The following is a 12,738-nucleotide window of genomic DNA, read 5'->3' as shown; positions in this document are numbered from 1 at the left end:
GGTAGTTATGGGATCGCTGCTACTGCAACAGATCCCGCTGGCGCTCGGGATAATCATGAGCCCGCTGGCGGTTGTCGCCGTTGTGGCCGTACTGTTTTCCGAACGAGCGCGTATCAACAGCATTGCGTACCTGATCGGGTGGTATCTCGGAATAGTTGTCGCGCTGGCCGGTTCGTACGTCATCTTGACCGCACTCCAGGTTCATCAGCGCACACACCCTCCGCTGTGGGTGCCCATCATCCATCTCGTTCTCGGGGCAACTCTGCTGGCGGGTGCCTGGTTCGTCTACTCACGCAGTCGTCGCGGGGTTCAGGCGATGGCGGCTGCAGTTGCCCCTGGCGACGTTGTGGCTGCGGCCCCTCAGCTGCCGAAGATGCTGCAATCGGTTGAGCACTTCCAACCAATGCGATCCGGTGTGCTCGGTTTCGCGCTGTTCGTTCTCAACCCCATCGACATGTCGTGTGCCATCGCAGCAGCGATGAACCTTCGTGTCAGCACCGTGGCACCGACGTCGCAGATCGTCTCGGCCGTGATCTTCTCGTTGGTGTCCGTGACCTCGGTCGCGGTACCTGTTGCCCTCCTGCTGATCAAGAAGGACGAGGCAACCGAACCGCTGCTGAAGATCCGCACCTGGATAGCCACCAACACGCACTTGCTGAACGTCGGGCTCCTCGTCCTGATCGCGGCGATGCAGATCAGTAAAGGGGTGCAAGGACTATGAGTGCTCCGCACACGCGGACCTGGTGGGTCTTCGGATCGTTGTCCGACTATCAACGCGCTTGGCTTCGCCCCGACATCATTGCGGGCCTTACGGTGTGGGCTGTCCTTGTTCCGGAAGCGCTCGCGTACGCCACCATCGCCGGAGTTCCGCCGGTGGTCGGGCTTTATGCTGCGGTTCCGTCATTGATTCTGTATGCAGCAGCCGGCAGTTCGCGCCATCTGATCGTCGGGCCGATGTCGGCGACCGCAGCGTTGTCCGCGGCGATGATTGCGCCATTGGCTTCAGGAAACGACGGCCGATTCATCGCGCTGTCGGCGGCATTGGCGATCGTGACCGGGCTCGTCGGACTGCTCGCAGGATTCATGCGCCTCGGATTCATCGCGTCCTTCATCTCCGAGCCGGTTCTCAAGGGATTCATCGTCGGTCTGGCGCTCACGATCATCATCGGTCAAGTACCCAAACTCCTGGGCGTGGACAAGGGGGAGGGAAACTTCTTCGTCCAGACGTGGACAGTGGTGAAGGAACTGGGTGAGGTCGACCTACCGACCGTGATCATCGGATTGCTCAGCCTGGCAATGGTCCTGGGCGTCAAGCGATGGCTTCCGCTCGTACCGGGTTCGCTCCTCGTCGTGCTGCTGGGCATTACCGCAGTAGCGTTGTTCGGCCTCGACGATCGTGGCATCGACATTGTCGGACACATCGACTCGGGCCTGCCGTCGATGGGTCTGCCGAGTGGTGTGGGAGCCGAGGACTACCTCGACCTGGTCGGACCTGCGGTCGGCGTTCTGCTCATCGGTTTCGCCGAAGGTCTTGGCGCTGCAAAGACATACGCGGCCAAAGCTGGCTACACCATCGACGCCAATCGTGAACTGGCAGGACTGGGTGCGGCCAATCTCGGATCGGGTCTCTGCTCGGGAATGGTGGTCAACGGCAGCCTGTCGAAGACCGCCGTCAACGGAGGAGCGGGCGCCAAATCTCAGGTCAGCGGACTGGTGGTCGCGGCGCTGACGCTGGTGACACTGCTGTTTCTCACCGGCCTGTTCGAGAAGTTGCCAGAGGCGACGCTCTCGGCTGTGGTCATCGCAGCAGTGATCGAACTGGTCGATTTCTCCTCCCTCGCAGCGCTGTACCGGGTGTGGACGAAGAGGTTGGGCAGTATCTACGGGCACGCTGCCCGGGCCGATTTCGCGGCGGCGATCGCGGCGATGTTCGGGGTCCTCCTCTTCGACACGTTGCCCGGTCTGATCATCGGAATCGCCGTCTCGATGTTGCTGCTCCTGTATCGGGTCTCCAAACCGCACGTGGCCGCTCTGGCCAAGGACGGCACGCGCTGGGTCGACCTCAGTGGGCATCCTGATCTGAAGACACTCGACGGCGTCGTAGTGGTCAGGGTCGAAGCGGGGATGTTCTTCGCCAATGCCGATCACGTGCGTGATCAGATCACCGGTCTGGTGACCGCCGGCACCACCATGGTCGTTCTCGACGCCGAGACGTCACCGTTCATCGACGTCAGCGCTGCGCAGATGTTGGCTCAGCTTCGAGATTCGTTGGCACGCAGAAATGTGAGCTTCCGAGTGGCACGCGACATCGGGCAGTTCCGCGACGTTCTGTCCGGTGCCGACCAGGGCGCGCTGAAGGTCGACGTCTATCCGACCGTCTCGAAAGCGCTTGCAGGTCGAGACAACACCTCAGCGTGATGTCCGTAGCCAGATTCCCAGGGGACCGGAATCTTTGGCCACTGATCCGACGATCGTCGACGCGACAACCACGATGGCCGAGAAGATGAACAGCCAGCCGATGACGGTGAACATCACGCCCAGAAGACCGAACTCGTCCTGCGACGTCTTTGTCATTCGGGGGAGGAAAAGAGTGCCGGCCACGTGCAGTCCGGTCAGGCCCGTCGCGGTGAGCAATCCTGACCCGACGCACATTCGAGTGGTCATGCGATTGGCCGTCAGCAGCATGGGCACGGCTGTCCACACGAGTGCCCACACGACGTAGACCGCTGTGAACTCCAGGACTCTGCCTACTCCCGGAACACCATTCAGTTCACGGCACAGGGCCGCACCGACCACCGACGCGGCCACGACGCACACTACCGCGAACCACCGCCACGCCTGACGGAGTGTCGCCGTCGGCACGCTCCAGATCCGTCCGTACATCCGGCCGAGAGCGCGAGCGTAGGACGTGGAACTGATCAGCAGCATGAGCAAGCCGACAATCCCGAACGCTGCCGCGGTAGAGGTACTGGTCAATACGGTGTCGGGGAGTTGGACGCCGAGGTCGTCTTTGGCGGCATCAGCCAACGGCTTCAGCTTCTCCAAGGTCGACGCTGCAATCATGACCGGGAGCAATGACGTAAAGGCCTGGGCCGCCAAAGTCATGGCGCTGTCCACGAGCCCGACTTCGAAGACCCCGATGGTTGCATCAGTCGCCAACCGTCGACTGGGTGTACGTCTCGCCCACACGGTCAATCGATCGCGCGTATCGGAATACAGCTTCGGGGGCATGGAAGCAGTCTTGCTCAGATGAGTCCGCCGCGTCGCGCAGCCTTGAGCGCGTCGCGTCGGTTGCTCACTTCCAACTTGCGATAGATCCCGCGAAGATGCGTCTTGATGGTGTTGACGGAAAGGAACAGCGTGTCGGCAATGGACTCGGTGGTGTCTCCGGAAGCCAGTTCACGGAGCACGGTGTATTCGCCTGGCGTGAGGATCGGTGCACTCACCAATTCTTGTGGGCGAATGCGGCTACGTACCTGTTCGGCAAATGCTTCCTGATCGCCGAAATGTCCACTGAACTCGTCGAACACCGGCCGCAGGGATGCGCCGTAGTCGAGGAAGGGGCGTAGCAGGCTACCGGCTTCCGCGGCGCGCAGCGCTTTGTGGAGGGAGCGAAACGACTTGCGCTCGTGACCTGTTGCAGCGTGGATCCCGGCTTCGAGTGTCCAGGCGTAGACGTGATGTGCGAGCAACGGGATTTCGGAGGACCCGAGAGCTTCGGAAACTTCGACGAGTGCTTCCGCGAACTTGTTGGACGAGAAGGCGACGGCACCCCGTGCGAGATGTATCTCCGACGTTTCTCCGAATTGATCGGCTGCGTCACGCACGAGTCTCGCTGCCCATTCCACCTCGCCGACGGAAAGGCATGCGTGGACGACGGGTGGTAGAAGAGCCAAGGTCGCGAACGCGAAGGTACGTAATTCGATCGCGCTGAGCATCGCGTCGCGGACATCGGCGGCGGTCGAGCGTCGGTCGGTCGAGCCGTCGAGACTGTGAAGGCCGAAGGTTACGACGGAGTGCCACCCGAACACCGGCGCGCTGGCGCCGAGAACGTCTGTGCTCCGGTAGTTTCCGATTGTCGGGATGCGGTACGGGAGTTCGCTCGAAGCGCAGAGATATGTGGCAAAGGCGGCCACCGACGCGGACAACTCGTACTCCGCAGTCGTCGTGATGCGATGTTCGACCGCGTAGTCGAGAGCGTAGACGGAGTGAGCCCTCATCGCCCCGATGTCTCCGCTGAGAGAAGCTACGTAGCCCAGTCCGGTCAGCGACTTCAAGACGAATCGCGCCCTGCCCCGTATTGTCCCGAGTGCGACGGCTTGAGTGTATTCGACAGTCGCCCTGTCGAACTCACGTCGCAGTAAGTGTGCCGTCGCCAATTCCATGTGTGCGTAGGCTTCGATGTCGGAGTGGGTGCTTTTCTGGCGCCGCTCCAGACGTGCCGCCAGCGGCTCGTTGTCGGAAGTCGCCGTAACGCAGGAGATTTCCAGGCTCATCGCCAGGAACAATGGATCTTCTGCAATCGGTGGATGAGTTGCCTCGAGAAGATCGAGGCACGTGGTCGCCGAGGTCACGTCACCGGAGTGGAGGGCGGCCGCCGCCAGCACCAGTCGGGTGATCGGGGATTCCGAGACCTGCGTCGACACCGATTCCAGGACTCGCACGACGTCCCCGCAGTGCCCGTCGAGTACGAGGCCCAGCCCGCAGCGTTCGAGAAACGCGAGAATGCGGTGTGGGTCTCCGATCGACACCTCGAGTTCGAGCGCCTCGAGTTCGAAGTGATTGCTTTCGAACCAGCTTGCTGCTCGCAGGTGTACGCGGTTTCTCTCGACGTGATCGACGCGACGGAACTCTGCCCGAAGGTGCTCGCGCAAGAGAGGGTGATAGCTGAACCACGTTGTGTGGTCGGCGGAATCGGTACGGGTCACGGGGAAGTTGAACTGAATCAGCGAGTCGATCTCGGATAGAGCGTTCGAGTCCGTCAGAGTTTCCGCCAGTTGGGCGGAGAAAGAATCGACCACCGATGTTCGCAACATGAACGAGGTGACATGTTCGGGCAAGGACGTCAGTACCTCGTCGACGAGAAAGTCGGCGATCGGGCGGGGTGTGTGCGTGAACTCGTTCAGTGCATCGCCGATGTCACTGCGGCCGGCCAGAAACGCGGCGGTCAGGCGAACGACGGCGCCCCACCCCTTGGTGAAGTTCTCGACGATTGCGAGTTCGTCGTCGCGCAGCGTGATGTCGTACTCGCCGAATATCGCGGTGATCTCGGAGCGATCGAAAGCGAGATCGGTGGATGCAAAGCGGGTGAGTCGGCCGTCGAGAGCCAGACGATGCCACGTGAGCGGTGGTTCGTAGCGGGCGGCAACGATAATCGACAGGTTGCCCGGGGTCTGTGTGAGTATCCGATCGAGGAGACCGATCGACATCGGATCGTGGAGGGTGTGAACGTCGTCGAGGATCAACGTTGTTCGGCGCTCGTGCGTTTCGAGGGTTTCCGCAAAGTGCGCGAGCCACTGCTCGACGGGCGGCCTGGATCCGGTCTGCACGGGGAGCCTCTGGCCGGCCGCATCGACGGAGGTCGCGATCGCCTCGGCGAGGGATTCACACAGTATCGACACGTTGTTGTCGCGCTCGGCCAACGTCAGCCAGGCCAGCGCAACATCAGGGGAGGCTCGAGAATATTCGCGAGCCCAATCGGCCAGAAGTAGGGTCTTCCCCGCACCGGCCGGAGCCGAGAGCAACCCGACAGGCCCGGGGCCTGAGCCTTTGGTGGCAGTGGATGCGGTGAGTTTGCGGTGCAGGCGCGGACGCGCGACCAGTCCTTTCACGGCAGTTGGCGGGTGAAAACGACCGTTGAGTGCGGCGCCTGGCACGTGCGCTTGCCCGACGCGGTGAGCCGCGTCGAGCGTTACTGCAGCGGCATCACGAAATGGGCTGCTCATCCGACTCCTGTTCGACTGGCTGCACTGGACGTGACCGCTGGATCGAAATTTTGAACGAGTTAGATGATGTGAAACTACCCAATTCGGACACCAAATAAGCGTCCAAGTCGAAAATTCGGACCAAAGTCCCTGATTTAGTGAAGTGAATTTCGAACAATGAATGGTGTCGCCAGTTCTACCGCCCGAACGGCGGGGTGCGAGCAAACCTCGAATAGCGGTCGAATACCTTTTCCAGGCCCACGAGATCCGGATCTGACAACAAGGCTGCCAGAAGTACACGTGCCTGCCCGGCTCGAAGATCGGTGGAAAATACAGCGCCTGCGGCGATCAAGTCGTGCCCGCCACCACCGCCACCGTAAACCGGGGAGATTGGCCCCGAGGGCACCCGAGTTGTCACGGCTACCGGAATGTGAGCGCCTACGCAGTCTCGTACGGCCTCGACTATCGTCGGATTGGCATTTCCCGAACCGAGTCCGTCGAGAACAAGTCCCTGCGCCCCGGCGTGCACGCAGGCGTCGATTTGTACGCGGTCTGCCCCGGGATACACGGCGATGATGTCGACGCGGGTGTCCGAAATCGGATGCCACGGCAATGGTTCGGGAGTACGCAGCAGGAGCGGATCGATGTGCACGCGGCGGAAGGCATCGAGTGCCGTCGTATCGGACTTTCGCGTACCTGCGGCTGGATGGACCGAACCGCCGAAGGCGATGAGGACACCACGCCCGTGTGACGAGATGTCCAGTCCGGCTGAGATCGCCGCGGCGAGATTCGAACGAGCGTCGGATTCGGGATGGTCGAAAGTGCGCTGCGCGCCGGTGAAGACCACCGGGCGTTGGTCGTCGTGGTGCAGGTCCAACAAGAACGCAGTTTCCTCCATCGTGTCGGTGCCGTGAAGCACGACCACCGAGTCGAGTCCGGGATCTTTCAATTGATCGGCTACGGCGTCGCGAACACGATCCATGTCCGCGAAGGTCATGCTCGAGCTGTCCTTCGACATCACGTCGACGACTCGAAGCTCGATGTCGGCCTGCTCGTTGCCGACCAGATCTGCACCGGTGATTGCGGGCCGGCTGATTCCATGCGCATCCCGGGTGCTGGCGATGGTGCCACCGGTAGTGACAACTGCGACTTTCGACACTGTGGTCCTTTCACGTCAAGCTGCGGGGTGGTGGATGGCCAACTCGCGAATACGATTCCTGGCGGCGTACCAACCAATCATCAAGAGCGGTGCGATGATCGCGATGGATCCGACGGTCCACGTTCCAACGGGGTTGTCGAATGCCATCAACACGATAACGACCGCAAGAAAGACCAGTGTCGCGATCCCGGTGTACGGTGCGCCGAATATGCGGAAGGAAGGGCGAGTGACTTTGCCTTGTTTCGCAAGTTGCCAGAGCCTCAACTGGCACAGCACAATTACCGCCCATGCACTGATGATGCCCAGTGCCGCAAAATTGAGGACTATTTCGAAGGCCTGCGCTGGGACAACAGCATTGAGCCCGACGCCGAACAGGATGACCACGCCGGTGAGTGCGATTCCCCCGTACGGCACTCCGGCTTTGTTCATTCTGGCAGCGAAGGCAGGCGCCGAACCGGCCGTCGCCATCGAATGGAGTATTCGTCCGGTCGAATACAATCCGGCATTGAGGGAAGACAACGCCGCCGTGAGAACGACCAGATTCATGATCGCATCTGCGCCTTGGATGTTGATCGAACCGAAGAATGTGACGAATGGACTTTCACCGGCGTGGTATTCGGTGTACGGGAGCAACAGTGAGAGCAGCAGGACCGACCCCACGTAGAAGACGAGGATCCGAATGATCACTGTGTTGATCGCCTTGGGTATCACCTTCCGGGGATTTTCGGTCTCTCCAGCCGTGGTCCCCACGAGTTCAATTGAAGCGTAGGCGAACACGACGCCCTGAATCACCACGACTGCCGGCAGTATTCCGTTGGGGAACAGCCCACCGTTGTCGGCGATCAGGCTGAATCCGGAGGAATGCCCTTCGATGGGCGTGCCGAAGAGTACGAAATAGACACCGAACCCGAGGAATGCGGTCAAGGCCACGACCTTGATCAACGCGAACCAGAACTCCAACTCTCCGAAGACTTTCACGGACACGAGATTCAGTCCGAGAACCAGCAACACCGCGATCAGAGCGAACATCCACTGATCGATGTGTCCCAGTGGCGCCCAGTACTTTTTGAAGAAGTTCATGTACAACGCCACAGCCGTGACGTCGACCACGGCAGTCATTGCCCAGTTCATCCAGTACAACCAGCCCGCAGCGAAAGCCATCTTTTCGCCGAAGAATTCGCGTGCGTAGGAAACGAAGGATCCGGAAGTCGGTCGGTGCATCACCAGTTCGCCGAGCGCCCTCAGGATCAGGAACGCGAAGAATCCGCACAGCGCGTACACGAGAACCAAGGCCGGGCCCGCCTGTTGTAGTCGCCCTCCCGCCCCCATGAAAAGGCCGGTTCCGATCGCGCCACCGATCGCGATCATCTGAATTTGTCTGGGGCCGAGCGCCTTCTGATATCCGAGATCCTCCTCAGTGGCAACTTCGGCGCGGCCTGTCTCTTCCCGTTCGACGGTCATCAAACCTCCTCCGCAACAGCGGTGGCATGAGGCTTCTCCCCCGAAACGCGGAGATTGGCGAGATGTTCGGGGCTGAGCAACCGATCGAGTTCCTCGCGGTCGAGCAGGCCGGCTTCGATTACGAGATCGGCGACGCGACGCCCGGAAATCAACGCCTCCTGGGCGATCCGAGTGGACGCGGTATATCCGATGTAGGGGTTGAGCGCGGTGACGAGGCCGATGGAGTCTTCGACTCGGGCGCGCAGCAGTTCAGTGTTAGCCGTGATGCCGAGTACGCACCGGTCCGCCAAAATGCGGCAAGCCGCACCGAGGTGTCGCATTCCTTCGGACAGTGAGTGCACGATGATCGGCTCGAAAGCGTTGAGTTGGAGCTGACCGGATTCCGCAGCCATCGTGATCGTCACGTCGTTGCCGATGACTTCGTACGCGACCTGATTGAGGACTTCGGGAATGACAGGATTGACCTTGCCCGGCATGATCGACGAACCTGCCTGCACCGGTGGAAGATTGATCTCGTTCAATCCGGCTCGCGGGCCCGAAGAGAGCAGCCGGAGATCGTTGCACACCTTGGACAACTTCACAGCGACCCGCTTGAGGACGCCGGAGAGGTGGACGAACTGGCCCACGTCCTGGGTCGCTTCGACAAGATCCGTTGCCAACACCAGCGGCAGTCCGGTCAGTGCGCCCAGGTCGGAACAGGCCACCTCGGCGTAGCCGGCGGGTGCGTTGAGGCCAGTGCCGATAGCAGTCGCACCGAGGTTGATCTCGTGAACGAGAAGAGCGGCCTCAGCCAGACGCGCCCGATCCTCCTCGATCATGACCGCGTAGGTCCCGAACTCCTGACCCAGGGTCATCGGCACGGCGTCCTGCAGTTGGGTGCGTCCCATCTTCACTGTGTCGGCGAACTGAAGAGATTTGGTCGTGAATGCGTTCTGGAGTGTAAGAAGTGCATCCAGCAGGTCATCGATCGCGAAGATCGTCGAGATATTCACGGCCGTGGGGTAGACGTCGTTGGTCGATTGGCTCAGGTTCACGTGTTCATTGGGGTGAAGCCGTTCGTAGTCGCCGCGCTGGTGGCCGAGGATTTCCAACGCGCGATTGGCGATGACCTCGTTCGCATTCATGTTCGTCGACGTGCCGGCGCCACCCTGGATGACGTCCACCACGAACTGTTCGTGCCACCGCCCGTCCACGATCTCCTTGCATGCCTGTGAGATGGCCTCCGCGCGCGGGCGGTCGAGGATGCCCAGCTTTTCGTTTGCGCTGGCTGCGGCCCACTTGACGTAAGCGATGCCGCGGATCAGATGCGGGTTCGTGGCGATTGTTCGACCAGTGATCGGGAAGTTCTCCATTGCGCGCAAGGTGTGGATACCCCAGTACGAATCGGCTGGAACCTCGCGATCGCCGAGCAGATCGTGTTCTGTTCGCGTTTCGAGCACTTGATCAATTCCTCGTGTCTCTTCGCGCAAGCATCACTCTGCGCGGTGGGTGTATTTCGGGATCGCAGCGCTGACGGTCGAGTAGTAGTCCCGCCCAGCTATCGGGCTATCAGGCTGTCTGACAGGTGTAATTGTTACCTCGCTCACTCCGGCACGTCAACCCTTCATCAAGTGCGATGTTTGACGCGGGTCTTCGGCAGTCGCAACAATGACGGCATGAACCTGTCAGACAGCTGGGCCACCAGGCGACCCGTCGCCTCGCGGGTGAGTGCTGCCGAGGCGGTTCTCGCCGACCTCCGTGCCGCAATAACCTCCGGCGAACTGGCAGTCGGAGAGCGTCTCCCGTCCGAGGCGTCCCTGGCCGAAAGACACGGGGTCAGTCGATCGGTCATCCGTGAAGCCCTGCGCTCGTGCCATGCCCTCGGGCTCACCGAGACGAAATCCGGGCTCGGCACCTTCGTCGTCAGCGATTCGATAGCGCGAGACCTCGACTTCGGCAGCTACGCGGCCAACGAGTTGGTCGAAGCGCGGCCGCATGTTGAAATTCCGGCCGCAGGGTGGGCTGCCCAACGGCACACAGCGGAGGAACTGGCAGCCCTCCGCGGACTGGTACAGCAGATGCGTGACGAGGACGATCCGCTCGTATGGGTTGCACTCGACGCCCAATTTCACGGACTGATTGCAAAAGCCAGTAGGAATCGGGTCTTCGAGTCGGTAATCGTCGATATCCGTGAAGCGCTGACAAGGCAATCCGAGACACTCAATCTTGTTGCAGGTCGCCAGGAAAAGTCGAACGAGGAACACGAACGAATAGTCGAAGGAATTGCATCCGGGAGTTACGACCACGCCTCCAGGGCGATGGCCGAACACCTGGACGCCGTCAGGATGACGCTTGAAACTCTTGTCCAAGAAAGTAATCCGCTGTGACGGCGCTTCCGGGTAGGTCTGTCCTCGTCTGCGTTATCCTCGCGGTATCAGTGACCGGGGCGTTGGCCGGCTGCAGTTCGTCCGACACCCCGGTGACGTCGACGATCGCCGCGTCAGCGACGACAGCGGCAGCTGTATCGATTACGGGCGTAAAGCCGCCATCGACGCCGGAATCCGAACGGGCGCTCTTCGATGCGGTGGACCGCAATGATCCGGCAGCGATCACCGCGGCCCTGGCTTCGGGCGCGAACATCGAAGCTCGCGGCGAGGGCGAACGGACTCCACTCGTCGAGGCCGCCAAGAACGACGCTGTCGCTGCGGCTTCTACGTTGATTCTTGCCGGAGCAGACGTGAACGCGAAGGATTCCATGCAGGATTCGGCCTTCCTGTATTCCGGAGCCGAGGGTTTGAACGAGATTCTGGCGCTCACGCTCGCCCACGGCGCGGACGTCGACAGCGTGAACCGTTACGGCGGTACGGCGCTGATTCCCGCGAGTGAACACGCGCATGTCGAGAGCGTCCGGATGCTGATCGCTGCCGGGGTTCCGGTCAATCACGTCAACGATCCCGGGTGGACGGCGCTACTCGAAGCCGTTGTGTACGGCGATGGTTCGGCGCGCTATATCGACGTGATCACTCAGCTTCTCGACGCGGGGGCAGATCCCTCGATCCGGGATGCATCGGGGAAGACCGCGTTGGACAATGCCGAAAGTCGTGGTCAGTCAGACGTTGTGGCGCTGCTTCAATCGCGGAGCTGACGCCAACGAGTCGGGCTCAGCCCGTAGGCCTGTCGAAAGCGTCGGCTGAAGTGTCCGGCGTCGACAAACCCCGCCCGGTGCGCAACGGTCGCGATCGGCAGGTCGACGGTAGCGGGTCGAGCCAGTTCGTCCCGAGCCTTCTGCAGGCGCTGGGTGATGATCCACTGTTCGAGCCGGAATTCGTTGTCCGAGCAGATCTTGTACAGCTGTCGCAGTGAGATGTTGCGGGCTTGAGCAATTCGTGCGGGATTCAGTGTCGGATCGTGAAGGTGTTCACGGATGTATCGACGGATCGAAGTCATGGCTAGGGCCGATCTCGGAGCGGATGCGTCAGGATTCGCATGTGCGATCGAAGCGACCAAAGCACGCGCGAGTTCGATCGAGGCCTCGCCCAATTGTTCGGCGGCAGGATCGGTCTCCAACAGAGCGGCGCTGCGGAACAATTCACGAACGTGCGCGATCATCACGGGGTACAGATTGCTGTGATGAGGCCGGGTAGCTGCGTCCCGCACGGTGTCGATCGGCAGTCCCAGCCGATCCATCGGAACGTAGAGGCACTGGGAAGCGCCCGTTCCCGGCCAGGAGAAATCGTAGGTCGACGTCAGGTCCGTCATCAACAGCTCACCGGCGGGCACTCTGCGTTGTTCGTCGTGCTGATCTAGATGGCCGATCCCGATCTCCTGCAGGGCAATCGCAAGGACGGGCATCGACGCGGACCGGACGTGACGTGGTGTTCGGGTCAACCGCATACCGGTCGACTCGGAGCGGAACAGTGATGCTGCACCGAGGTTCCACACGTTCATTCTCGCGCTCACCCGTTCCGGGTTCTCCAAGTGGATTGCACACGGGACCGAGGCACGACCCATCGCGTCGACAAAGGCGTCCGCGCGTTGGTCAGGCTCCAACACGGAAGTATCCAGGAGCAAAGCCATGCAGCCCTGATACCCCGCGATGCGGACGCTCAACCAGAAGTTGTGCAGTGTGAGCTCAAAAGTCTGCACGGACAGTCACGTCCGTCGCAGCAGGTATTTCTAGGATCGAAACGGGCGTGTCCCGGCCTACCGCAGTTT

The 12,738-nt window shown here is 61.2% G+C and carries 10 protein-coding genes; 4 read left to right on the top strand and 6 right to left on the bottom strand.

The genetic code is table 11. The features are described 5' to 3' along the window. The first annotated feature begins 7 nt into the window (after positions 1 to 7). Positions 8 to 721: a GAP family protein gene (locus AOT96_RS08470; RefSeq protein WP_065351570.1), complete on the top strand. Its 714-nt coding sequence runs from the start codon at positions 8 to 10 to the stop codon at positions 719 to 721. After that, entirely contained in the window at positions 718 to 2,418 is a 1,701-nt protein-coding gene (locus tag AOT96_RS08465; protein WP_065351569.1) for a SulP family inorganic anion transporter, read from the top strand. The genes AOT96_RS08470 and AOT96_RS08465 overlap by 4 nt, the downstream gene beginning before the upstream one ends. Here the strand turns inward: AOT96_RS08465 and AOT96_RS08460 are convergent. The 5 genes from AOT96_RS08460 to AOT96_RS08440 form a co-directional block, all read right to left on the bottom strand. Further along, positions 2,410 to 3,231, bottom strand: coding sequence for a hypothetical protein (locus AOT96_RS08460; protein WP_050655019.1), 822 nt, complete (start codon positions 3,229 to 3,231; stop codon positions 2,410 to 2,412). The genes AOT96_RS08465 and AOT96_RS08460 overlap by 9 nt on opposite strands. 14 nt (positions 3,232 to 3,245) lie before the next feature. Next, positions 3,246 to 5,945 (bottom strand): helix-turn-helix transcriptional regulator, encoded by a 2,700-nt coding sequence (locus tag AOT96_RS08455; protein ID WP_054188265.1) that lies wholly within the window; start codon positions 5,943 to 5,945, stop codon positions 3,246 to 3,248. 175 nt (positions 5,946 to 6,120) lie between these two features. Then, positions 6,121 to 7,083: an asparaginase gene (locus AOT96_RS08450; protein WP_063315509.1), complete on the bottom strand. Its 963-nt coding sequence runs from the start codon at positions 7,081 to 7,083 to the stop codon at positions 6,121 to 6,123. A gap of 15 nt (positions 7,084 to 7,098) precedes the next feature. After that, positions 7,099 to 8,544 (bottom strand): amino acid permease, encoded by a 1,446-nt coding sequence (locus AOT96_RS08445; RefSeq protein WP_065351568.1) that lies wholly within the window; start codon positions 8,542 to 8,544, stop codon positions 7,099 to 7,101. Then, positions 8,544 to 9,983, bottom strand: coding sequence for an aspartate ammonia-lyase (locus tag AOT96_RS08440; protein WP_050655022.1), 1,440 nt, complete (start codon positions 9,981 to 9,983; stop codon positions 8,544 to 8,546). Before AOT96_RS08440 ends, AOT96_RS08445 begins: the two co-directional genes overlap by 1 nt. Positions 9,984 to 10,199: 216 nt before the next feature. Between AOT96_RS08440 and AOT96_RS08435 the strand changes: the two genes are divergently transcribed. Continuing rightward, complete coding sequence (locus tag AOT96_RS08435; RefSeq protein WP_065351567.1) at positions 10,200 to 10,910, top strand: FadR/GntR family transcriptional regulator; 711 nt, start codon at positions 10,200 to 10,202, stop codon at positions 10,908 to 10,910. Positions 10,911 to 10,960: 50 nt separating this feature from the next. After that, positions 10,961 to 11,668: an ankyrin repeat domain-containing protein gene (locus AOT96_RS08430; RefSeq protein WP_231917410.1), complete on the top strand. Its 708-nt coding sequence runs from the start codon at positions 10,961 to 10,963 to the stop codon at positions 11,666 to 11,668. Here AOT96_RS08430 and AOT96_RS08425 read toward each other — a convergent pair. Next, the gene (locus tag AOT96_RS08425; protein ID WP_231917409.1) at positions 11,653 to 12,669 is read right to left on the bottom strand and encodes a helix-turn-helix domain-containing protein; all 1,017 of its coding nucleotides are present in this window, start codon (positions 12,667 to 12,669) and stop codon (positions 11,653 to 11,655) included. The genes AOT96_RS08430 and AOT96_RS08425 overlap by 16 nt on opposite strands. Between the last annotated feature and the right edge of the window lie 69 nt (positions 12,670 to 12,738).

Source organism: Rhodococcus sp. 008, from assembly GCF_001682295.1.
Classification (GTDB): domain Bacteria; phylum Actinomycetota; class Actinomycetes; order Mycobacteriales; family Mycobacteriaceae; genus Rhodococcus_F; species Rhodococcus_F qingshengii.
The sequence above is the reverse complement of the archived record's forward strand: the minus strand, read 5'-3'. Positions and strand labels throughout refer to the sequence as shown.

Coding starts and splice junctions, on each gene's coding strand:
- AOT96_RS08470 (WP_065351570.1), top strand. CDS start 8: ATGGGATCGCTGCTACTGCAACAGATCCCGCTGGCGCTCGGGATAATC.
- AOT96_RS08465 (WP_065351569.1), top strand. CDS start 718: ATGAGTGCTCCGCACACGCGGACCTGGTGGGTCTTCGGATCGTTGTCC.
- AOT96_RS08460 (WP_050655019.1), bottom strand. CDS start 3,231: ATGCCCCCGAAGCTGTATTCCGATACGCGCGATCGATTGACCGTGTGG.
- AOT96_RS08455 (WP_054188265.1), bottom strand. CDS start 5,945: ATGAGCAGCCCATTTCGTGATGCCGCTGCAGTAACGCTCGACGCGGCT.
- AOT96_RS08445 (WP_065351568.1), bottom strand. CDS start 8,544: ATGACCGTCGAACGGGAAGAGACAGGCCGCGCCGAAGTTGCCACTGAG.
- AOT96_RS08435 (WP_065351567.1), top strand. CDS start 10,200: ATGAACCTGTCAGACAGCTGGGCCACCAGGCGACCCGTCGCCTCGCGG.